Origin of the sequence: Paenibacillus sp. 4624 (assembly GCF_050435065.1) — a bacterium.
Taxonomy (GTDB): Bacteria; Bacillota; Bacilli; order Paenibacillales; family Paenibacillaceae; genus Paenibacillus; species Paenibacillus amylolyticus_D.
The window spans coordinates 195,208-218,616 of record NZ_JBNDJR010000007.1; the positions used below are offsets into that span (position 1 = coordinate 195,208).

Annotated in this window: 15 protein-coding genes; 10 read left to right on the plus strand and 5 right to left on the minus strand. The window is 45.9% G+C overall.

The window, feature by feature from the left end; all coding sequences use genetic code 11:
• Position 1 precedes the first annotated feature (1 nt).
• Positions 2–2,956: a Na+/H+ antiporter subunit A gene (locus ABIE27_RS17430; protein WP_429351077.1), complete on the minus strand. Its 2,955-nt coding sequence runs from the start codon at positions 2,954–2,956 to the stop codon at positions 2–4.
• Between the two features lie 307 nt (positions 2,957–3,263).
• On the opposite strand from ABIE27_RS17430, the gene ABIE27_RS17435 reads away from it, so the two are divergent.
• On the plus strand, positions 3,264–4,904 hold the full coding sequence (locus ABIE27_RS17435) for a diguanylate cyclase domain-containing protein (RefSeq protein WP_123063745.1): 1,641 nt from the start codon (positions 3,264–3,266) through the stop codon (positions 4,902–4,904).
• A 90-nt stretch (positions 4,905–4,994) separates the two neighbouring features.
• Positions 4,995–5,519: a hypothetical protein gene (locus tag ABIE27_RS17440; protein WP_429351078.1), complete on the plus strand. Its 525-nt coding sequence runs from the start codon at positions 4,995–4,997 to the stop codon at positions 5,517–5,519.
• A 116-nt stretch (positions 5,520–5,635) separates the two neighbouring features.
• Here ABIE27_RS17440 and ABIE27_RS17445 read toward each other — a convergent pair whose 3' ends face one another.
• On the minus strand, positions 5,636–6,484 hold the full coding sequence (locus ABIE27_RS17445; protein WP_345789261.1) for a GGDEF domain-containing protein: 849 nt from the start codon (positions 6,482–6,484) through the stop codon (positions 5,636–5,638).
• 502 nt (positions 6,485–6,986) lie between these two features.
• On the opposite strand from ABIE27_RS17445, the gene ABIE27_RS17450 reads away from it, so the two are divergent.
• From ABIE27_RS17450 to ABIE27_RS17480, 7 genes are all read left to right on the plus strand, one after another.
• Positions 6,987–13,700: a DUF7507 domain-containing protein gene (locus ABIE27_RS17450; RefSeq protein ID WP_429351079.1), complete on the plus strand. Its 6,714-nt coding sequence runs from the start codon at positions 6,987–6,989 to the stop codon at positions 13,698–13,700.
• Positions 13,697–15,400: a hypothetical protein gene (locus tag ABIE27_RS17455; RefSeq protein ID WP_429351080.1), complete on the plus strand. Its 1,704-nt coding sequence runs from the start codon at positions 13,697–13,699 to the stop codon at positions 15,398–15,400. The genes ABIE27_RS17450 and ABIE27_RS17455 overlap by 4 nt, the downstream gene beginning before the upstream one ends.
• A 159-nt stretch (positions 15,401–15,559) precedes the next feature.
• Positions 15,560–15,817: a YolD-like family protein gene (locus ABIE27_RS17460; protein ID WP_429351149.1), complete on the plus strand. Its 258-nt coding sequence runs from the start codon at positions 15,560–15,562 to the stop codon at positions 15,815–15,817.
• A gap of 104 nt (positions 15,818–15,921) precedes the next feature.
• A complete protein-coding gene (locus ABIE27_RS17465) occupies positions 15,922–16,041 on the plus strand; it encodes a dihydroorotate dehydrogenase (RefSeq protein ID WP_111272660.1) in 120 nt (39 codons plus the stop codon).
• A gap of 166 nt (positions 16,042–16,207) precedes the next feature.
• Positions 16,208–16,711 (plus strand): ferritin, encoded by a 504-nt coding sequence (locus ABIE27_RS17470; RefSeq protein ID WP_123063739.1) that lies wholly within the window; start codon positions 16,208–16,210, stop codon positions 16,709–16,711.
• A 448-nt stretch (positions 16,712–17,159) separates the two neighbouring features.
• Complete coding sequence (locus tag ABIE27_RS17475) at positions 17,160–17,903, plus strand: polysaccharide deacetylase family protein (protein WP_123063738.1); 744 nt, start codon at positions 17,160–17,162, stop codon at positions 17,901–17,903.
• 64 nt (positions 17,904–17,967) lie between these two features.
• Positions 17,968–18,891: a hypothetical protein gene (locus tag ABIE27_RS17480; protein ID WP_123063737.1), complete on the plus strand. Its 924-nt coding sequence runs from the start codon at positions 17,968–17,970 to the stop codon at positions 18,889–18,891.
• Positions 18,892–19,063: 172 nt separating this feature from the next.
• Here the strand turns inward: ABIE27_RS17480 and ABIE27_RS17485 are convergent, their stop codons facing one another.
• The 3 genes from ABIE27_RS17485 to ABIE27_RS17495 all read right to left on the minus strand — a co-directional run bounded on the left by ABIE27_RS17485 (position 19,064) and on the right by ABIE27_RS17495 (position 21,959).
• Positions 19,064–19,663 carry a response regulator transcription factor gene (locus ABIE27_RS17485; RefSeq protein WP_123063736.1) on the minus strand — a complete coding sequence of 200 codons (600 nt, stop codon included), beginning with the start codon at positions 19,661–19,663 and terminating at the stop codon, positions 19,064–19,066.
• Positions 19,660–20,808: a sensor histidine kinase gene (locus ABIE27_RS17490; RefSeq protein WP_429351150.1), complete on the minus strand. Its 1,149-nt coding sequence runs from the start codon at positions 20,806–20,808 to the stop codon at positions 19,660–19,662. The genes ABIE27_RS17485 and ABIE27_RS17490 overlap by 4 nt, the downstream gene beginning before the upstream one ends.
• 92 nt (positions 20,809–20,900) lie before the next feature.
• Positions 20,901–21,959 carry a fatty acid desaturase gene (locus ABIE27_RS17495; protein ID WP_123063735.1) on the minus strand — a complete coding sequence of 353 codons (1,059 nt, stop codon included), beginning with the start codon at positions 21,957–21,959 and terminating at the stop codon, positions 20,901–20,903.
• Between the two features lie 413 nt (positions 21,960–22,372).
• On the opposite strand from ABIE27_RS17495, the gene ABIE27_RS17500 reads away from it, so the two are divergent.
• Positions 22,373–23,212, plus strand: coding sequence for a YitT family protein (locus ABIE27_RS17500; RefSeq protein ID WP_429351081.1), 840 nt, complete (start codon positions 22,373–22,375; stop codon positions 23,210–23,212).
• Positions 23,213–23,409 lie beyond the last annotated feature (197 nt).

The following is a 23,409-nucleotide window of genomic DNA, read 5'->3' on the forward strand; positions in this document are numbered from 1 at the left end:
ATCAACGATCCTCCCCGATCTGTAAAATGATAGTCATGGTGACGCCGAGCACAGCGAGGTACACGCCTAGATCAAACAGCATGGCTGTAGCAAGCTCTGTTTCGCCCAGCAGAGGCAGTTCGAAATATCCGAACGTCTGGCTGAGAAATGGAACACCGAAGAGGAATGAACCTGCACCAGTAAGCAAAGCTATGCCTAAGCCTATGGCTGTCAAACTCCGAAAATCGATGGGCAGCGCTTTGCGTATCGTATCCGTGCTGAAAGCCAGAGCGATAAGTACCAGGGCTGCTGCTGTGACGAGTCCACCGATGAAACCACCGCCAGGATTATGATGACCAGCAAAGAACAGATGCATGGAGAAGGTTAAAATGATAAACACAACCACTTTCGTGGTGGTTTGCAACAAAACATCATTACTTTGCAAAGGAACCGTGTCCCAGGACAATGTACTGCGTTCGCGGTTTCCGTATTTTTTGGTGTTGTCCGCTTCATCGTCGAGTTCGGGTTCTTCGTCCTTCTTCTCCTCATTTTTACGAAATTTCAATCTGGCTCCGAGATCCTTCGCTTCGAGATTCAGGTTGATCATGGAATAGATCGACAATGAGGCTACCCCAAGAACCATAATCTCAAGTAACGTATCATAACCTCGGAAATCCACTAGCAATACGTTTACGACATTTTTACCACCCGCGGAACTGTAGGCTTCCTGAAGAAAGAAAGCCGAGATGCTGTCCAAAGATACTGTGCCGCTTGCAGCGAGTGCTACGAATGTCATCACAACGCCAACGGAAACAGCAACAATTGCATTCACTGTGAGATAGCGGGAGCTGGACTTGCCGCGTTGTAACTCGGGTAGATGGTAGAAGCAGAGCAGGAACAATGCGACGGAGACCGTCTCCACAATCATCTGCGTCAGCGCAAGGTCGGGTGCCCGAAACAGGACAAACAGCAGTGTAACCAGGTAGCCGACAGCGCCGGTCATAATGACAGCAGATAATCGATTTTTGGCAAAAGGAATGGAAATGGCAGCTGCAATCAGCGTAACCAGTAACACGACTTCGTAGAATGAGTAGGGTGCATTATCCTGCACATTCCAGGTAATATTTTCACCAGAACGGAAGAAGGCGTAAACGAGCAGCGCAACGGTAAATGAGAAAATATAAACCAGATAATTGCGGACGGAGCCGTTCATGTAGGCTTCTGTCCACTTCCGTGCATAGTGCTGTACATTGTCAAGAACAACATGGTACATATTGTTAATCGTTAATCCCTGTGGATAATGCTCATAAATATTCCTCCATCGTGGCAGTAACTTGTATAGCATGAGCCCTAGCACAATAACAGCGATGGTCATGAACAATTCGGGAGTCCAGCCATGCCATAGGGAGAAATGTACATCAAAGCGTTCATTCCCATTCAGAAGGGAAGGAAGAACGGCAGCCATTGCTGGTTCGATCAATGAACCGGAGAGTATATCCGGAAAGAGTCCAAAACCGATGACCAGCGCGCCCAGAAGGAGCGGTGGGATGAGCAGGCCGATAGGCGCTTCATGTAATTTCTCGGCAGGCAGCTCACTTCGGCTACGACCGAGGAATGTTTTGAACACAAAAATCAGGGCATAGATCAGTGTGAAAACGCTGGCAAGCCACGCGATGACAGGTAGTAAAATACTCCAGGAGCCCATTCCAAAAATACGGAGATCTGTAATCTGTACCATCGCTTGAAAGAACAATTCCTTACTGAGGAATCCGTTAAAGGGCGGGATGCCTGCCATGGCTAGTGAACCGATTAGCGCCAGGCTGAATGTGATGGGCATGAATGCTGCCAGCCCGCCAAGCTTGCGAATATCTCGTGTACCTGTCTCATGATCTACAATGCCGGCGACCATAAATAAAGCAGCTTTAAAGGTACCGTGGTTGAATAAATGGAGCAGTGCAGCAGTGATTGCTACGGTGTACATGGCAGAGGATTCACCATATCCGAAATAGAGAGCAGCAGATCCGATCCCGAAGAGGGACATAATCAGACCAAGTTGTGAAATGGTGGAATACGCAAGAATGGCCTTGAGATCGTTTTTCTTCACTGCTAAAAATGATCCGTAACCCAGTGTGAGCAGTCCTACGCCAGTTACAAGCCAGAACCAGAGTCCCTGTCCACCGAAGATGGGTGTGAAGCGGGCAACAACATACAGCCCGGCTTTGACCATGGTGGCGGAGTGCAGATATGCACTGACTGGAGTGGGAGCTTCCATGGCATCAGGCAGCCAGATGTGAAACGGGAATTGTGCCGATTTGGTGAACGCTCCAATTAGAATAAGAACGAGAGCCGGCAAGAACAGATTGCTGTCCTGAATATGCCCCCACTCGGTAATGGTAGCACGGATACTGAATGTACCTGTCATCAGGTACATCAACATGAATCCGGCAAGCATGGCGAATCCGCCAAAAACCGTAATCAGGAACGATTTTTGTGCACCGGATGTGGAAGCTTTACGCTTGTAGTGAAAGGCGATTAACAGAAATGACGTAATGCTGGTGAGTTCCCAAAACCCATAAAGCACGATCATATTATCTGATAATACGACGCCAAGCATAGCGCCCATAAATATTAACAAGTAGAGATAGAAACGGTTTAACGCTTCTGTTTTGCTCATATAAAAGATGGAATAAAAGACGACAAGCACGCCTATCCCGCTGATCAGCAACGTTAACAGTAGACTCAGTCCGTCCAAATATAGATTAAATCCGATGTCCAGGGACGGAATCCAGGGAATCTGTCCGGATACCGGGTGACGCTGGGACACGGCAGTAATCTGGCTTGCAAAATAAACAAATAACGATGCCGGTACGACGAGTACCAGCCATCCCAGATGAATTTTACTGAAAAGTCTGTGCATCAATGCGAGTAGGATGCCAGCTGCAAAAGGCAAAATAACAGCAATGTGAAGCAGGCTCAAATAATTACACCCCCAATGTTTTTCTCGTTATTCTCTCTCTGACATACAGGCGCAATCCTCTAAGGATATGCTTGCTCTCTTTATTCATAACCCAAGTTTGTATATACAGAATCGTGACTATTCTTTGAATAGAAGAAACTCGGTCGGTTTTGGGTAAATTTTGTATGGGTACATATATAAAAAAAACAATGAAAAATACCGATATAGTTCAAAATAAGTGAGAGCTATTTCTTATCATTTTTTTGCAGCATAGCGCTGTGGATGGGTGGGATTGTAAGAGCGGTTCACCGGATGTGCAGGAGGAATTATGTCATTTAAACTTAGAACGGTGCTCACCGTCATTTTTGCCGGATTATCTCTGTTTGTTATCTTAACCATCGGATATGTTTTCAGCCAAAGATCATTTGATGCGGTGGAGACCGAAATTGGTCACTCTTTAGAAGGTACGGCTTTACAGACAGCGGACAAGCTGGATCGTTTCATGTACTCTCGTTCTGGTGAAATGGATCTTCTAGGCAATATGGCTTCTATGAACGATCGATTTAATCCAGTGGATATCCAAATGCTTCTGGATCAACTGCAAAATAGTTTTCCCTCATTCTCATGGGTTGGATTCATGGACCCGAAGGGAAAAGTGTTAGCAGCGACAGACGGAATTCTTTTAGGGGAAGATTTATCGGAGCGGCCGGTGTATCAGGAAGGAATCAAGGGGAAATTTATTGGGGATGTACATAATGCGTTGCTTCTGGCCAAACTGTTGCCTAATCCATCAGGAGAGCCATTACAATTTGTAGATATCAGCCTCCCGCTTAAAGATAGTCAAGGGCAGATTCGTGGTGTACTAGCAGCACATCTCAGTTGGGCGTGGGCGAAAGAAGTCGAGGCTTCCGTGCTCATTCCGTTACAACGTGAAGAGAAGGATATTGAATTTTTTATTGTGAGCAAAAAAGAGCACACCGTGCTTCTTGGTCCCAAAGAGTGGGTAGGTAAACCACTTGCCTTAGAGGGAATTGGAGAAAAACGGAACAGCAAAAGTATATGGTCTACTCAAAAATGGCCAGATGGCAAGGAATATGTTACCGGCCTAGCTTATAGTCAAGGATATAAAGATTATCCGGGACTTGGCTGGACCATTATCATTCGTCAGGGGAAAACGGCAGCTTTTTCATCCGTTGTTGATCTGAAGTGGTTTAACATCTATGCTGGCATCGTTGTGATGCTATTGTTTGCGCCGATTGGCTGGCTTCTTTCCAGACTAATCTCGGCTCCTCTGGTTCGATTAACCCGTGTTGCAGATCGACTCAGCGCAGGAGAGAATATTGATATCCCGGAGACCAAAGGGTTGAAGGAGATTGAAGCATTGTCACGTTCACTGCGCAATATGGTATCATCAATCATGAATAAAGACTCTGAACTGGTCGTGATGCAGAATCTTGCACATTATGATCAGCTGACCGGATTGAAGAACCGTACGGCCCTGGAAACGTATCTTGAAGAAACGCTGGAAATGGAGAGCGAGGATCATACGTTGACGTTTCTATATCTGGATTTGGACGGGTTTAAAAGTGTTAACGATTCGCTTGGGCATCAAACGGGTGATGTTTTGTTGCAAAAGGTTGCTCAGCGCCTTACAGCACTAAGTCATGAGGACGGTATAACGGTTCGCCTTGGGGGCGATGAATTCCTGATTGTGATTCGCTCAGCTTCGGATAATCCACGGCAGGAAGCGGTCCATTATGCGCAAGATATTATTCAAAGTTTGAACAAACCATTTATTATTGAGTATGAGCGAGTTCATATTGGATGCAGCATTGGAGGAGCGGAGTACCCGACGAATAGTAACAATCCGAGTGAAATTATTCGAATGGCAGATGAAGCACTCTACAGGTCCAAGCGTGCAGGCAAGAACAGAGTTACATTTTATTCGGAGTCGGATAGCGAAGGCTAGGATATAATAGTACTATGAAGTTTAAAGTCACTTGAGGATTCAGGCAGGTGTGGATGGACAGCGATGTAACTGAGAAAGGAGGTGGGGCGCTTGTCTGGAAAATATGCAAACGTACCCTTTGGCTATGAGCCTGCTGAGCCTAGTCGCAAGGGTACATTGATCTTCTACGACTCGTTCGAAAACGTAACGGACGAACAGCTTGAGCGTGCAGCTGCGATTATGAATGCAAGAGCTTTCAAGCAGCTAGTGCTCTACCCATTACATGAAAGCACGGTAAAACGAATGAGCCGGGACGCGGTCCAATCCTTTTACAAGAGAGAGGATCGTCTTCACGAATGGCGCCGTGATCACGCGTCTGCACCAATCCGGGTAGAGGGACTAGAGGGGAAACGAAAAAAGTACACGCCGATTGATACAGCTCTGCGACATATTCAAGCTGAATACCCGTCTCCTCTTTTTCTATATATGACTTTGGAGATGGCCAATCAATGGGCAACCTTTGACTCCTTTATGGATTGGATCAAGGAACTTCGCCTCATTATTGACGGTCAGCCTGAAGAGGTCCATCCAAGGCTGGAACAATATCGCCATCGCTGGGAGTGGGCAGCGGAATAAAGAAAGAAACACGGTTCGAACAGGCAGATTCATATGAAAACAAAAAAAGTTGTGTGGTGGTCCGGTTGACCGGGTGGTGTACCACACAACTTTTTTAATTACTGTCGCCTCAATTATCATGCTAGAACGAGTGAAGTTACGGTTTTGTTTTTACCGGTACGTTTGGCAGCATACAGGCAAGCATCCACTTCTTCAAACAACGTATCTTTACTCGAATCAAGGTTATATGCTTTGAGGCCGATGCTTACGGTAATGGAAGCGCCCCCAAGTTCCAGATGGCCCATTAGTGAAATTTTTTGCCGGATAAGTTCCACCAGCTCATACGCTTGTTCGAAGGATTGTTCGAATAGTAACAAAGCGAATTCTTCCCCGCCATACCGCGCAGCAATGTCACTAGCTGTGATGCTCTCCTGAATGATCAAGGATACCTTTTCCAAAATAATGTCGCCCACACGGTGACCATAAGTATCATTGATCACTTTAAAATCATCAATATCGATCAGCGCTAAATGCAGACTCATCCCGCGATTGGCATACTCAAATGCCTTCTCATAATAATCCTTAAACGAGCTCTGATTATACAGATTGGTTAACCCGTCTGTCTTAGACTGTTTGGCAATAATGGCATTTCTGACGATAAGGTCTTTCTTGGCGTTCACGCTTGTCTGCAAATCGTCCAGTACCTCGATGCCGGTAGTCACAATGATTTGTGCGACATAGGTGGCCAGGATTAGAAATGCCGGAATGGAAACCATGTCAAAGGAGCTAAGATACGCACGATAAGCCGGGTCGATTAATAGGAGACCATATCCTGCCATTTGCAATGAAAAAATAAACCAAACGCGTTTGCTGTCAAAAAACAGCACAGAGGCAAAGATCGGTAAAAGACATATGGCTGGCATAATTCGAATGTCGTAATTGACATGAATAATGGTCCAGGCAATCGCTGTACTGGTTATGGACATTGTGATGAACGAACAGGAAGGAAATTTTCGATCCATATAACTGGTGAGCAAAATACAAAAGACAGCTAGAATTGTGGGCCAAAACAAAACGTTTACGATGAAATCCAGGGGGGCGCGATTATATTGCAAGAAAAGATAACAACCAATCTGAATAAAGAAATGTACGATAACAATGACCCAATAAGCATGAAGCATTTTACGTAACCAATTGGAATGCTTGATCTCATACTCTCTTGGGATATGCCTGCTATGTTCTGATGAACTGTTCATAAATCACCGCTGACTGCATCAAAATGATACGACAGATTACTCTCGTATAAGTAGATTATAAGATAGAATCGGCAAAACGCAAGGGATAAAATTTTAAACATGATAATATACCTTACATAATAATCCAAACAATATCTAAACTTTCGGACGTGGACATACAAATTCCCTGACGTGGCGTCATAGACTGATAACAGGCTCTGTTGCAGCATTCTCATTTTCCGCTGAAGGGGAGGTGAAATCCATTCCTCTTGTCGTTCGTTCAACTGTCAACGCTACAGGTGCAATTACGTTTACGGGCAATACACTTGGATTAAGCCGTTCTGAGACGGCAGGAGTGCCAGGGACACAAGACAGTATCGGAGGATTTACAACGATTAATACGGCTTCCACTTATGGAACGTACCCGGCAGGTACAACCAGTCTGTACCAAAGCAACAGTTCAGCAGCGATTCTGGTTCTGCCTGCGGGAAGTACTGTTCTTTATGCGGAGTTGATCTGGGGCGGAAGTTATATTAACGGAACGGTTAATCTCAGTTCAGCAATCAATAATCCGGTTACGTTTACCACCCCTGTAGGCACATTCAGTGTTACGCCAGACCCGGTCACATACAACCAGTTTGACCTTGGCAACAATGCAGCGGGATATGTCCGATCGGCTAACGTCACCAGCCTTGTACAAAATGGAGGAGCAGGTACATATGTTACTGGTGGCGTTGTGGGCACGATTGTAATCACCAATGATTCTACAGCCAATCATGCAGGCTGGACGCTGGGCGTTATTTATCAAAATGGAAATCTACCTTTTCGTAACATGTCTTTACGTGCGGGAGGCGTACTGGTTCAAGCTAGTTCGGCACCGGTTGTTACAACGCTTACTGGTTTTGCAACGCCTATCTCTGGAGCTTTGGGGGGCAGAGCGCTGTTCAGTGCGCAGGAGGGGGATGCGAACCGGACAGGAGATCAGGCGTTATTTGGAGCGACATCCGCAACTTCAGTTGCACTGTCCGGGCCAAACAATCTAGCGGCCAATTTTTTTGCGTCACAAATTAATGGGGATACGGGGGCCCTGAATACGACAGGTACCTTTGGAACTCGTAACCAGATCAATGGAGCACCCGGAACCAACATTGTCGGGGGACGTCAGGGCTGGGATATTACAAATGTGGATGTGTCAGCAAGGCTGATCAACAATCAGTCTTCAGCCGTCTTGACACTTACCACATCTGGCGATGCGTACATCGTGAATGGTAACGCCATTCAGGTCGATATTAATGCGCCGCGTATTACTGTCGCGAAGTCATTTACAGCAACGGGCGCAGTTGCCGGAGATACAGTCACGTATACAGCCACCATTACAAATGGTGGCTCTGCTAGTGCAGCCAGTGTGGTTCTGTCGGATACGTTGCCTGCGGGTTTAACATTTGTACCTGGAAGCATTACGGTAGGAGGTGTGCCAAGGCCAACACTGGATGTAACATCAGGTATACCTTTGGGCTCGCTCGCTCTCAATAGTAGTGTTGTCGTCACTTACCGTGCTCAGATTACAAACGATACAAGTATATTGCAACTCGTCAATTCCGCGAATGCCGCATTTACTTTTCAAAGTGTTGCTGGCGGCCCGGTCATCAGTGGGGTTATTCCTTCCAATAATTCAACGCTTCCTGTATATTCACCGAACCTCTCTATCGTAAAATCGGCGAATACCACGAATGCAACGGTAGGCGATCAGGTGACCTATACACTTCAGGTGACGAATGGAGGAAATGTAGGAGCAAGTGTGACGATTGCTGACAATATTCCAGCTGGCAGCTCCTATGTAGCTGGTAGTTTCCGTGTCAACGGAACGGTAGTGGCAGGAGCCAATCCTGCTGCGGGTGTAAATTTGGGTACACTGGCTGCAGGGAGCGTGACAACCATTACGTTTCAAGTGCTGGTGACCAACCTGCCGACACCGCCCATATTGGTTGATCAGGCGACTGCATCGTATTCGTTTACCTCACCAGACGGAAGAACCATCACGGGCTCAGCGGCATCTAACACATTAACCATCCCGGTAACCTTGCCGAATGTGACGGTTCTCAAAACTGCAACGGTTACGGATGTTGCTGTCGGAGAGACCTTCACGTATTCAGTGGTTACGACCAATGGGGGCATACAGCCGATCACGAATGTAATTTTATCAGATAGCCTTCCAACAGGACTTAGCTTTGTCCCTGGAAGTGTCACGGTTCGGGGTACAAGTGTATCGTCTGCTAACCCCGCCAGCGGAATCGCTCTAGGAACATTAAATGCAGCGACCTCAGCTACGGTGACTTTCCAGGTTAGTGTCCAGTCCGTACCAGCGGGAGGATCACTTCTTAACCGGGCCTCTGTGTCTTACAGTTCAGGAGCATTTACAGGCATTTCTAATTCTAATTCAATAACTACACCTGTATATCAGCCTGTCATTAACATTGTGAAATCGGCAAGTCAAACCAATGCAACACAGGGAGATCAGCTTGCTTATACACTCGTTGTCAGCAATACAGGGAATATCGCGGCTCAAGTCAATGTGACAGATACGATCCCGGCTGGCCTTACATTTGTGCCGGATTCAGTAACGGTTAACGGTACAGCTAGACCAGGAACAAGTCCGCTGACGGGTATTACACTGGGGAGCATTTTGCCTGGAGGAAGCGCAACCGTGATATTCCGAGCCACATTGACTACAATCCCTTCTCCACCTGTATTAGAAAATCAGGGGTCTGCTACTTACACATATCAACTTCCAAGTGGCCGAAATCTATCTGGCAGTTCCAGTTCCAATATCGTCCGTATCCCTGCTTCCGCGCCTAATATCACTTTGTCGAAAACAGTAAACACTACAGATGCTACAGTTGGAGATGCTCTCACATATAGGGTTGTCATCACAAATGCTGGTGGGGGTGCTGTACAAAATCTGGTGCTCTCCGACACACCTTCATCCGGCTCCGAATTCATAGCGGGAACGGTTACAGTGAACGGCGTGGTGCAAAGTAATGCCAGTCCTGTTGCAGGTATTGCCTTGGGGACTTTGAGTAATTCCGCCAGTGTAACGGTGACGTATCAGACGAGAATCACAGCCATTCCCACATCCGGTGTGGTGACCAACAGGGCAAGTGCTGCCTTCACTTCAGGCAGCTTTAATGGCGTGTCTTCATCAGTGACAGTGAGCACCCCCGTCTATCAACCGGTCATTCAAGTGCTAAAGTCAGCAAGTACGTCAAGTCTGACCGTGGGAGACACATTCAATTACAATGTTCAAATTACCAACACAGGCAATATCCCGGCAGTCGTTACCCTGACTGATCCGGTTCCTGCAGGAGCCATATTTGTGACCAACAGTGTTTTGATTAATGGAAATCCCGCTCCAGGCGTGAGTCCAAATACGGGAATCAGTCTGGGAACACTGGCTGCTGGAGCGTCCGTGACGCTGTCTTTTCTGTCAACCGTCACAAGTCTGCCCGATCCAAGGCAGTTAATTAATCAGTCCGTTGCCTCATACAGTTATACATTGCCAAGCGGAAGAGTTATTGCTGGCTTTGTTCCATCCAATACAGTGACGATTCCGGTATCTTTGCCTAACGTTAGCATTGTTAAAACGGATAACGCTGATTATGCGGTGTCTGGAGATGTAATCCGTTATAATTCTGTGATTCGAAATAATGGAACCACTGCTGTGAACAACGTCATTTTTATCGATCCGCTGCCTTCGAACACCCCATTTATATCCGGAAGTGTCCTGGTGAACGGCATTGCTTCACCGCTCTCCAATCCGACCGCCGGCATCCCAATCGGTACTTTGGCCCCGGGAGCTGAAGTTACCGTAACTTTTGAGGTGAGGATAACTATGCCGATCCCTTCCCAGATTAACAATCAGTCGACGGTCAGCTTTACTTCCGGCTCTTTCTCGGCTTCATCATCTTCCAATACAACACAGACCCCTGTCATACAACCGCAAATTGCATTAGTCAAAACGGCAAACACCATCAACGCAACCGTGGGAGATACCGTTGTTTATACGATAACGGTGAGCAATACCGGAAATCTGCAAGCGAATGTTACCGTAACGGATACGATCCCGGCAGCGACAACCTTTGTGCCAAATAGTGTTGTTGTCTCGGGTGTACCACAGCCGGGCGTTACGCCGGGCACGGGCATTCCAGTAGGCATTGTAGCGGCAGGGGCAACAGCCATTGTAACGTTTGCAGTCGTTGTGGATTCTTTGCCATCTCCGCAACAACTTAGCAATTTTGCTTCATCGACGTTTACCTTTACACCACCTGACGGGCGAACGTTGACAGGAACTGCAACGTCCAACACTCTTACCTTTCCGGTCTCATCGCCTAACGTAAGTGTAGTTAAAAGCACAGTATCTACAGCTGCAACCGTGGGTGACACCATTGTTTATTCCGTATTGGTGACTAACAGCGGTATTGCACCTGTAAACAGTGTGCAGTTCTCAGATCCGATTCCGTCTGGGGCTTCATTTGTTCCAGGGACTGTAACGATTAATGGGGTGGCACAACCTGCAGCAAGTCCGTCAGGAGGAATACCGCTAGGGACCCTTGCACCAGGCGGAACGGCAACCGTTACATTTAGTGTCATTGTTAACGGAATTCCTACGAACAATCAATTGAGTAATCGGTCGACCGTTACGTTCACTTCCGGAACATTCTCAGGTACAACGTTCTCCAATACTGTCTTAACCCCGGTATTCCAACCGGTATTAGTTGCTCAGAAAACAGCTAGTACTCAGAATGCCACCGTAGGCGACACGGTCAGTTATACGATTAGTGTGAATAATCAGGGGAATTATGGAGCGCAGATTAACCTGACCGATAATTTGCCAGCAGGCACAGTGCTTGTGCCGAACAGTGTTATCGTCAATGGTCAGCCACTGCCAGCTGCGAGTCCGACAACGGGTATTCCTGCCGGGACGGTTGCAGCCGGAGCGACAACGACCATTACTTTTTCTGTTGTTATAGATACACTTCCAAGCCCGCAACAACTTGTGAATCAGGCTTCCGTTGCTTTATCGTTCACCCTTCCGGATGGGAGAAGTATCAACAGATCCGTGCTCTCTAATGTACTTACAATCCCGGTATCTGCTCCTGACGTAAATGTTGTTAAATCTACCACTTCCACAGCGGCTTCTGTGGGTGATATCGTAACCTACAGCATTGCAGTGACCAACAATGGAATTGCTAATGTCAGCAATGTCATATTTACCGATGCTTTGCCAGCGAGTACAGTACTCGCACCTAGCGGTGTATTTGTGGATGGGGTGCTCCGGCCCAATGCAAATCCTTCTACAGGCATTACTTTGGGTTCCATTGCACCTGGTGCAACCGTAACGGTTGTATTTAGTGTGAGCGTTACAAGTCTGCCTTCACCGGCGGTATTGAACAATCAATCAACAGTAAGTTTTACCTCAGGAGCTTTTTCGGCAACTACGTTCTCCAATACGGTTACTACCCCGGTATATCAGCCTATTTTAGCTGCAGTCAAAACAGGGGATCAAGCCATTGCCACGGTGGGAGATACAGTAATCTATAGCATTGCTGTCACAAATACCGGAAACTATGGTGCTACTGTGACACTGACGGATACCATTCCTGCCGGTACAGAGTTTGTACCGAACAGTGTTGTTATCAATGGTACTTCGGCACCTGGTGTTGATCCCGCTTCTGGAATTTCACTTGGTGTGGTATCCACCACGACCCTCGTCACATTTTCTATCGTCATCACAACGCTGCCATTGAGCCAGTCCATTACAAATCAGGCGTCAGCAACCTTTACGTACACGCTGCCTGATGGAAGAACACTTGGGGGAAGTATAACTTCGAACGCTCTGATTATTCAAGTCTCAGCACCAAATGTCACTGTTGTGAAAACAACAACATCTACAGATGCTGTCGTAGGCGACACCATTGTTTATGAGATGGTCGTGACCAATAGTGGTATAGACCCAGTCAACAATATCGTCCTGACAGATCCGATCGATCCGGCGACCACTTTTGTTACGGGAAGTGTACTGGTTAACGGCATACCTCGTGCTTCGGCGAACCCGGCACTTGGCATTGCACTTGGTACACTAGCTCCTGGGGAGTCGGTTGCGGTATCCTACGCGGTCCGTGTGAACTCGCTTCCGACGCCGCCGCAAGTCAGCAGTCAATCTTCTGTGAGCTTTACATCGGGTGTGTTCTCGGGAGCAGCGTATTCCAATACGATTGTTACTCCAATCTATCAGCCAATTATTACCGTTTCCAAAACAGCAAGCACATCGAACGCTACGGTTGGTGACGACATCGTGTATTCATTTACAATTAACAACAGTGGTAACCTTGTTGCGAATCTTACATTAACAGATAACATTCCAACCGGTGCGGTGCTTCTCCCGAACAGCGTCCTGATCGATGGTGTTCCGCAGCCCGGAGCCAATCCCGAAACGGGTATCGTCGTAGGAAACATTCCTCCTGGTGGCTCTGTAAATGTTACGGTCACCCTGGGCGTTACAGTAGATTCGTTACCTCAAAATCAACAGCTGCGGAACCAAGCTGTCGCGAACTATACATTCAGTCCACCAGACGGGCGTGTATTGTCGGGAACGGTATCGTCCAATGTACTTATCATTCCTGTATCAGCTCCAGATGTAAGTGTTGTCAAGAGCACCAGTGCCATTGATGCTGTTGTTGGAGATGTGATTACGTATACCGTAGTAGTGACGAACAACGGTATAGAAACGGTGAACAACGTGGTCATGGTCGACCCCGTGCCTGTCGGAACTGTATTTGTGCCGGGTAGTGTAGCAGTGAACGGTGTGGCAAGACCAACTGGTAATCCGAATACAGGTATCACGCTAGGTTCTATTGCTGCCGGGGCTTCTACTACCGTTACATTCAATGTAGAGGTTGTGGTGATATGAGCGAAATTCCAGGTACGTTGTCCCACTGGTTAAAGAATCAGTCCCTGGTTCGATTCAGCGCGGGTACGACTGAACTGGAACAGGTGGCTTATTCCAACACCGTCGTGACGCCATGGATCGGTCCCAGGCTCAAGGTAAGCAAACGATGCAATGTATCCACTGCAGCAGTGGGTCAATCTCTGACTTATCAGATTGAAATTGCGAATACGGGAAACCGCACGGCAATTGTCCGTGTGGTAGACCCGCTCTCTCTGGATACATCTCTTCTGCCGAACAGCGTGCTGAGGGATGGCATCCCACTGCCAGGAGTCTCTCCCACGCAGGGATTGCCTTCGGCAGAAATTGCACCAGGTGAAGTATTGACCTATCACTTTCAAGTCGTTATTGTGCGAGTGCCGGCGAATCTCACGTTATTGAACCAGGCAGAAGTGAATTATGAGTTTGTTACTACAGAAAGCAGAACAGTTAACGGGACGGAGAAGTCCAACATTGTTGAAGTTCGTATCGAAACATCGCGGCTCGAAGTGAGTTTGCAAGTGGATCGAAGCAACACGTTTGCTGGAGATATCTTGATGTACACGGTTCTAGTGAGTAATCCCGGTTTTGTAGCGGCATCAGCTGCTGTGTTAACGGTGACATTCCCACAGGGGATCATCTTTATACCGGCAAGTGTGACGATTAACGATATGTTCGCACCACAAGTCACGCCGGATGCTGGAATTGATCTTGGAGATATCGGGCCAGGAAGTGTGGTTCGAGTGCAGTATCGAGTACAGGTAACAAGTTCGCAAGGGCCGGATCAATTATCAAGTGAAGCTGTCTTGAGATACATGATTGCAGGAAAACAAGAAGTTGTTTCTTCCAATGTGGTCACACTGGTTATTGTTGAACCTCAAATCGCTATAGTCAAAACGGTCTCTCCTGCAATAACAATACCAGGAGATACGGCGCAATATCATATCACCGTGTCTAACCAAAGCAATTATGCAGTAGATGCCAAACTACAGGATGTTTTGCCTGCAGCGTTAGTCTTTGTTGAAGGTAGTCTCAGCTGGAATGGCGTCAAACGCCCAGGTGCAAACCCTAATACAGGTATAAACCTGGGCACATTAACTGCCCGCTCCGAGCTACATATTCAATTTGAGGCTCAGGTGGAAAGCGAAACGGGCACATCAAGGGCAGTGATTTCCACGCAGCACAGTTATGTGAATCGCGCCGTATTACTGTACACATTCCGCTTGCCGGATTCTCGTACAGTTCAACGCAGAGTTATATCGAATGAAGCTGTTCTGGAGGTCAGATTGCCAGTCATTCAGGTTCATGTGGAGGTAGTTCCCCCTATTGTTGAGCAGGGAGGCACGGTTACTTTTAACGTAAGTGTCAGTAACACGGGTTCCTTGCCAGCACGCGTGCAACTGGGCAATATCCTCCCTCGGGGCGCTAAATGGGTGGGGCAGGAGGGAGGGCAGATGCAGTTAAATGTCCCGGAATATTCGACTCCAAGGTATCTTCATATCGGTGAGCTCGGCGCAGGATCAGAAAAAGAATTTGCGTACCTTGCGCAGCTGGCTCCTGAACAAATTGGTATTCTGCAAGGAACCTTGACGGCCCTCTACACTTACGAGTGGAACGGACAACGGCGCTCAGGAGAGTCTAGATCAAACGAATACACCATACTGGTCGAAGCTCAAGATGAGTAAGGGATGATGGGACTGAACACAAGTAGAATTTATACGAAGGAACTTACCGAAAAAAGGTGTCATGACATTACACAAACGTAAATGAATGGTATACTAATTGAATATGCACTCGGCAAGCAACCGTGGAATCGGGACGTCGGAGTAGAGGAGGCAGCCGTTTTGGCCAAAGCAAAAGTCGCAAAAAGACCCACACGGGATGAGTTCGAACTGGAGGAATTAGGGAGTCAACTTGTGGAGGCTTTTCATGAGCGCTCAGAAGTGTTATTGACCGTCTGGGGTAAGGAGGAGCAAGTACAGGGAATTATTGTAAAAATGGATTCTCGTACACGCCTTGTACATGTTGAGCATACGGAAGAAGAATTGACGGCGAAGGTGCCTTTTATGGATATTATGCAGGTACAGTCGCCACGGTACTGATTCAAAATGAAGTCAAACGAATTTTAACAATAGGGCATTCGCCCTGTCAAAGTTTCGTTCTCTGCATAAGATAACCCATACCTGTTGCAGAGGAGGTACAATCAATGAGCGAAGTTGTAGGTGGAGAAACAAGAGGTTACGGCTACGGTGGTTTCACTTCTGTAGGCGCGATTCTGGTTCTGTTCATCCTGTTGGTAATCATCTCCAAAGCGTTCTTGGTATAATCATTTCATTAAAATGATAAAAGAAAGCTCTGCCGTCATGGCAGAGCTTTCTTTTGTTAATTTGTGCCTTGAATCCATCCTTTGACGAATAATGTAGAAAATCGGATGCAAGCTACTTTCGTGTTGTGTTAAAATGAAAACATTCCCACAGAAAGAGGTGTTTTTCATGAGTCAAGAACTGACTGCGTCTTTAAACGAGCAGATGAACTTCGAGTTTTACTCTGCTCATGTATACATGGCGATGGCTGCGTATTGTTCCAGCAAAAGCCTGGATGGATTCGCTAATTTTTTCCTCGTACAAGCGGAAGAAGAACGTTTCCATGGCATGAAAATTTATAAATTCCTAAACGACCGGGGACATCGTGCTACACTGGCTGCGATGCCTGAACCGAAAAACGAATACAACTCCATGCTGGATGTGTTTGAACACGGTTATGCACATGAACAGCAAAACACGAAGAAATTTTATGCGCTGGCGGATATCGCGCTGAATGAGCGTGAACACGCAACAATGTATTTCTTGAAATGGTTCATCGATGAGCAGGTGGAAGAGGAAGCTTTGTTTGATAACATCATTCAGAAGCTGCGTCGCATTGAGAATGACAGCAACGCCTTCTATATGCTAGATGCAGAGTTCGGCAAACGTTCATTCACGGCTCCCGCGGAGTAAGCTGAGCTGAACGTCGAAGCGTATATTCGTAACATTACATACCGTATAGCCTATTACCGCATCCATAGAAGGAGTGCCAGGCCGTTTTATAAAATGGTCAGCGCTCCACTCAGGTTGTGACGCATACGGAAGAAAGCTTGCATTCGTGCAAGCTTTTTTGCTGTGTTCAATCCTATTAAATTCATTATAAGCCTATCAGAATATAGAAATAGGGTAATAGATAATATGTCAACATTGATCTATGGATACAGATGCTAAAGTTGGAGATCAAATCTATCAAAATCGTTTTAATTTTTAAGTTTATCTGACAAAAGTGTAACTCATCCGTAGCCTTTGAAGCGAGAAGAGTGAAAGGTGTCTCTGATACTATTAAAATTAATCGCCAAGGGATACGAGTTAAGAGGATACACACACCCGGGTAAAAACACACACAAGGGAGACTATTATTATGCTACAACTTCGTAAATCATTCGTTGCTACACTTGCTATTTTACTTCTGTTTCCGTTGTTATTGTTGCCACAGTCTGCATCGGCCACAGCGTCATCCGCCGATAAATCAAACGCTAAGGCCAGTACGAAAATTCTATATCTGACTTTTGATGATGGCCCTACAGCACATACCGATCAACTTCTCGATATTTTGGATCAATACAAAGTCAAAGCTACCTTTTTCATGCTTGGGCCTCATATGGAACAATTTCAGAAAGCAACGCAGCGTATTGTAAAAGAAGGACATGGACTTGGATTGCATGGTGTAACCCATGTGCCAAGCAAATTTTACAAAAATGCTTACAGCGGATTGAAGGAAATGCAACAAGCCAATGAAAGCTTGAATAAGGTTGCCGGTGTGAAAACGAGTCTTGTACGCACACCCTATGGCAGTAAGCCTTATTTGAAACCGGCTTATCGTAACGTGCTTCTTGCGCAAGGAGGATTTCATTTGTGGGATTGGAATGTTGACTCACTCGACTGGAAATACAAGAAGGATCATCAGAAAGTATACAACAACGTCATGCAGCAAGTTCACAACATCCATAAAAATGGAACCACACCTGTAGTGCTTATGCATGATCAGGAGGCTACATTGAAAGTATTGCCTCGAGTATTGAAAACATTGAAGGCTGAAGGATATCAATTCGAAATTTTAACCAAGAATGTGCAACCGGTGAATTTCTGGAATGACAAGCGTTGAGAACAGGTTACTAGAAACAAAAAACTAGAAACTGGGCCAGTGCAATCATTAGGAGGTATACATCATGAAAAAACAATCGTTATGGATGACCATTCCGGTGACGACAGCCGTTTTGCTCGCGCTGGCTGGATGCGGAGGACCAGACTCTAATCTGACATCGACGAGTGGGCAACCATCTACAACAGCTGGTAGTGAGCAAACGCAGTCTGGAAGCGGGAACTCCGCTTCTTCCGATACTGGAGAGAAGGGCACGAAAACGAACACAGCTTCCAATGATTCTTCTGTTTCAACGGGCAAAAAGGGCACAGCTACTTCAAACACCAGTGGAAGTACAACTCGTTCAGAGTTATCCGATGTTGATGAAGTGATAAAGGCTGTTCGTAGTGAGTTGAAGAATCAGGATGTGTCACTTCCGACAACCTTCTCATTACCTAAGGGTCAGTATTTAGGCGCAGCCATTACAACAAATACGGTAGATGCTACACATGTAAACTTCTATACAGGACACAAACCAATGGCATTAAATGATCCCTCATTTACGAATTCAAACAGTAAAATGCCCTGGTTAGCCAGTTATGAAGTGAAAACCTATGAGAATCCGAATCAAACGGACCTATTCCCCGAAACGGATGTGCAAAACATACCGAAGGATATGAGTATTGATTTGGGACACGGTATCAAAGGTATGGTGGAAGGTGCCGCAGGGAGTCAGTATCTGACATGGCAAGAGGGAAGGTGGACATTGCAGATTCGGTCCGTTTCCGAGGATCGGATGGACAATCCGGCGATTGCGAAGAAAATGGTTGAGTATCTGGAGTCACATACGCTGCCGGCTCCCAAAGACAAAGGATTTGTAGACGTGCAGTATGCTAGTGGCGGAAAAAGCGTACGTGTTACGATTTCATGGCAAGACGGCAAACAAATTCATCAGTTGAAAACAGACCAAGTTCCACTGGATGCGCTTCGCATGGTTGTATCGGTAAAATAATGGGTTATTGTATGGATGTTTCTTCTTGAACACATTAAACCGTCAGACTAAAGGCAAATAACCAAAAAAGCTTGGCACAAGGGGAACTCTCTTGAGCCGAGCTTTTTGGTTATTGCGTTTCTTATGCAAGGTAATGGGAACCGTTTATCTTTTGCATCCATTACCGGCTCTTTCACTTAAACCACCCTTTTTCTTTGGAACGGGTGATCGCTTCAATGCGGTTACTTGCATTCAATTTGTTAAGAATAATCGAGATGTAATTCCGAACAGTGCCCGTTGTGATAAACAAATGTCCGGCAATTTCCTTCGTGTTTTTCCCGTCAGCCATGAGGCCAAGTACAGCGTGTTCGCGTTCGGTTAATGGATTTTCCTCTACATAAGCTTCATCCACCAAATCAGGAGCGAAGATGCGTCTGCCATTCATGACTTGACGAATCGCCTCGGCGAGCTCTTCAATGGGACTGTCCTTAAGCAAATAGCCGCGAACACCGCCTTTTAGCGCGCGTTCAAAATAACCGGTTCTGGCAAACGTGGTGAGAATAATGACTTTGCAGTTCATGCCTCTAAGTTCCTCGGCAGCCTCTAGTCCACTCTTAACAGGCATTTCGATATCCATTAAACAGATATCAGGAGCATGTTGATGTACGAGTGCAAGAGCTTCCTGACCATTGCTTGCTTGTCCAACAACCTCCATATCTTCCTCCAGATTAAGTAGCGAAGATAATGCGCCGAGCATCATGCGCTGATCTTCGGCAATGACGATTCTGATCATTCTTCTGCCTCCTTTATCGGTTTGCGTACCAGCTTGGGCACATGGATGATAAGCGATGTGCCTTGGGTTCCTGCACCCGACCGAATGTCTATGCAGCCATTCACAAATTCCAGTCGTTCTTTCATGCCGAGAATGCCCGTTCCGCGTCGATCCTGCTTGCGGGTGCGTTCCATGCCTATCCCATTATCGTTAACGGTTAAGACATTGTGAGAAGGGGTTTCCTCAATTTCAATAATACACCTCGTAGCCTGACTGTGTTTGACTATATTGGTCACCGCTTCCTTTAAACACATCCCGAGCACATTTTCATTCAATTGAGAGGTGTCCTGCAGCTTGGGGTTGCCTTGTAAAATAAATTCAATGGAAGCGGCTTTCAGAATTTGCTCCGCCCGGAACATCTCATCTACAAGTTGCGTTCCACGCATCGTTGTAACCATCTCGCGAACTTCCTTCAAGGCTGTGCTTGCTGTCTGTCTAAGTTCATTCAGTTCAATGATGGCTTGATCCGGATTTTTGCGGAGCAAGCGCTTGGCCAGATCGGTTTTGAGACCGATCAGCGAGAGCTTTTGGCCAAGCGTATCGTGCAAGTCGCGTGCAATCCGTTGACGCTCTTCCATTTTCACCAGATCATCCAGCCGTTTGTTCGCACTTTCCAGCTGGCCCTCTAGCTGCTCACGCTTGTTTTTATTGTATGTGCTAATCGGCAGAAGGATCGAGGCCATGAGACTGATAAAAACGAAAGGAAATTGGCTGAGAAGCAATGAGCTTTGATTAATGAAGCCATAATTGACCGTCAGGAAGCTTGCACCGAGATTTACCGAGTAAAGGGTGAAAAATCCGGCTTTATTTTTAATATTGCCAATAAAAAAAGCGAGAAACAATGAGAAATAGGCATAATCGTAAGCGATCGTCATCGTAATGGATATGGCAATCAGTAGTCCAATCCACATGTAGACCTGCCAGCCCTTGGTGATGAAGGCCAGTAGATAACAGACGAAAAAAACAAGAATAATGATAATACCGGTCACCATTGTCCACAATTGCGAATATTGAGAGATGTAATAGAAGGGCAGAATGAAAAAAACAAGCCATACATATGGATTCAACCCTGTATTTTTATAAAATAGTTGCGACCACTTCTGAATGTCATTCTCCTCCTTGAAAAAGGTGTTACTGGACTTTAGCCTGACTGTAGCATGACTGCCGTCCGAATACAAGAAAACGAATCCGACAGAGCCTAAGGCTTCTCTGTCAGACCCGCTTGATTGGTCACCCGAATGGGATTCGGAATATATTTTTTGCGTGATGCTTTTTTCAGCTCTTTAAAGCTGATGAATTGTTTGTGTTCTTCATCCCACAGTCGGAAGCGGAGCGCAACCAGACTGGAACGCAGTGTGATCGTTGTGGCCTTCTGCAAAGGCGGTGTTGAGTTATGTGCTTCTTCCAGATAATAGTTCGGTACACGCGGGCTCAAGTGATGCACATGATGGAATCCAATATTTCCGCTAATCCATTGCAACAACTTCGGTAACTTGTAATAAGAGCTTCCTTCTACCGCAGCTTTGACATAACTCCATTCATCTTCATGCTCGAAATATGTCTCTTCAAACTGGTGCTGTACGTAGAACAGCCAGATGCCGAAGAAACCGGAGAAGAAAAATATAGGTGCTTGCACCATGACAAACGCTTGCCATCCAATCAGCCAGCACATAAAGCTATACAGCGCAATGATTAGAACAGTCGTTAAATGGGTATTAATTCTTTCCTTGCGTCTTGCTGCTTTGCGGTTAAAACGATAGGCAATCAGAAACACATAGATCGGTCCAATGCCAAACATGATTACGGGGTTACGATAAACCCGGTAGAAAAGACGCATCCAAGGTGTCGCAGACTTGTATTCATCCACAGTCATTACCCAGATGTCACCTACACCACGTTTGTCGAGATTTCCACTTGTTGCATGGTGAATGGAGTGCTCGGCTTTCCATTGCTGGTAGGGAGTCAGGGTCAATACGCCCGTGATGGTGCCAAGAATATCGTTAGCCCGTTTGCTTTTGAAGAATGAGCCATGACAGCAGTCATGAAAAATAATAAACGTTCGAAGCACGAATCCTGATGCCACGAGTGCAATAGGGAACGTAAGCCAGTACGAGATGGATAAGCTGTAATATGCAGCTGCCCATAATAAAAAGAGCGGGAGTAATGTATTGATTAATTGACGAATGCTAAGTTTGAGATCGTTTTTTTCAAAAGGTGTAACTTCTTTTTTTAGCGCCATTTCTTTGCTTCTACTCATGCATGTTCCTCCTTATGCGTACAAACGATAGTGGTTTGTACCCTGCCGATTCCCGATAATCCTCTTTTGGGAAGCGTTTTTATCATTGTAAAAGAATGCGTGCATGATGGTAAGTCATAAATGTCAGACTGCTGTAATGACAAATATCAAGTATGGAACATGACATTTGTCATGTTCCGTTTCCGTTTTGCATGATACAGAGCGCGAAAAGATGGCGTTTTCAAATTTCCTTTGCACAAATGACGCAACAATTTGTATTATGTATACAAATTTTACGAAGAGCATGGTAGAATCTATCCTGGAGTGTATTGATTTTAGAAGGTCTAGATGAAACTAGATGAAGCATGATTTGATTTTAAAAAGGTCTAGATAAGGTATGTTATTATTTTTGGATGGATTGGATGGAGCGCTGAATGAAAAAAAGAATTACGGATATGTTCTTTCTTATGGCTGGTGCGTTTCTGTTTGCGCTGGCGGTAAACTTGTTTGTCATCCCCAATGATCTGGCAGAGGGTGGCGTGACAGGGATCACGATTATTTTGTATTATCTGTTTCACTGGTCTCCCGGACTGATGAACCTGATCCTCAACGGTATTCTATTACTCGTAGGTTATAAGTTCCTGGATCGAACCACGACCGTATATACGATTATTGCAGTTATCTTTAACTCGCTTTTCCTGCACCTGACAGAAAGCTGGAGTATTGCATCAGATGAGCTGTGGGTTAATACCATATTTGCAGGTGTATTTGCAGGTCTCGGGATAGGTTTAATTGTTAAAGTAGGAGGAACAACGGCGGGCACGGTCATTCTGGCACGGCTTGCGAACAAATATCTAGACTGGAATATCAGCTACGGATTGCTTTTCTTTGATCTGATTGTGGCATTCTCTTCTTACTTTATTATTGGGCCACAGGGCTTGATGTGTACGATTGTGTTGCTGTTTGTTGGAACCAAAACGATGGAGTTTATTATTGAGGGACTGAATCCGAAAAAGGCAGTTATGATTATCTCATCAAAGCAAGATGAGATTGCAAAGCAGGTCATTGAGAAGATGGATCGTGGAGTTACGGTTCTGTCCGGCCACGGTTATTATACGAAGAATCCGAAAGAGATTTTGTATATTGTGATCAGCAAGCAAGAAGTGCCGATGCTTAAGAAAATTGTACGTGCAGAGGATGAGATTGCATTTATCACCATTCATGACGTACGCGATGTATTCGGGGAAGGGTTTATTGAGCTTTCGAAGTCATAATATATTCTATTGTACAGGTTCGAGCGTGATCAGGACGAAGTGGGGAAACCATTCCCATTTGGTCCTTTTTGCGTTGTGGAATGAAATTGCCTTCGATAATAAATAGAAGCTTTTCGGCTATTTTTTCCTGATTTAACATGATTGTAGCAGATGTCATTTTCATGAGATGTATCGGCAGAAAATATGCTGTACACACT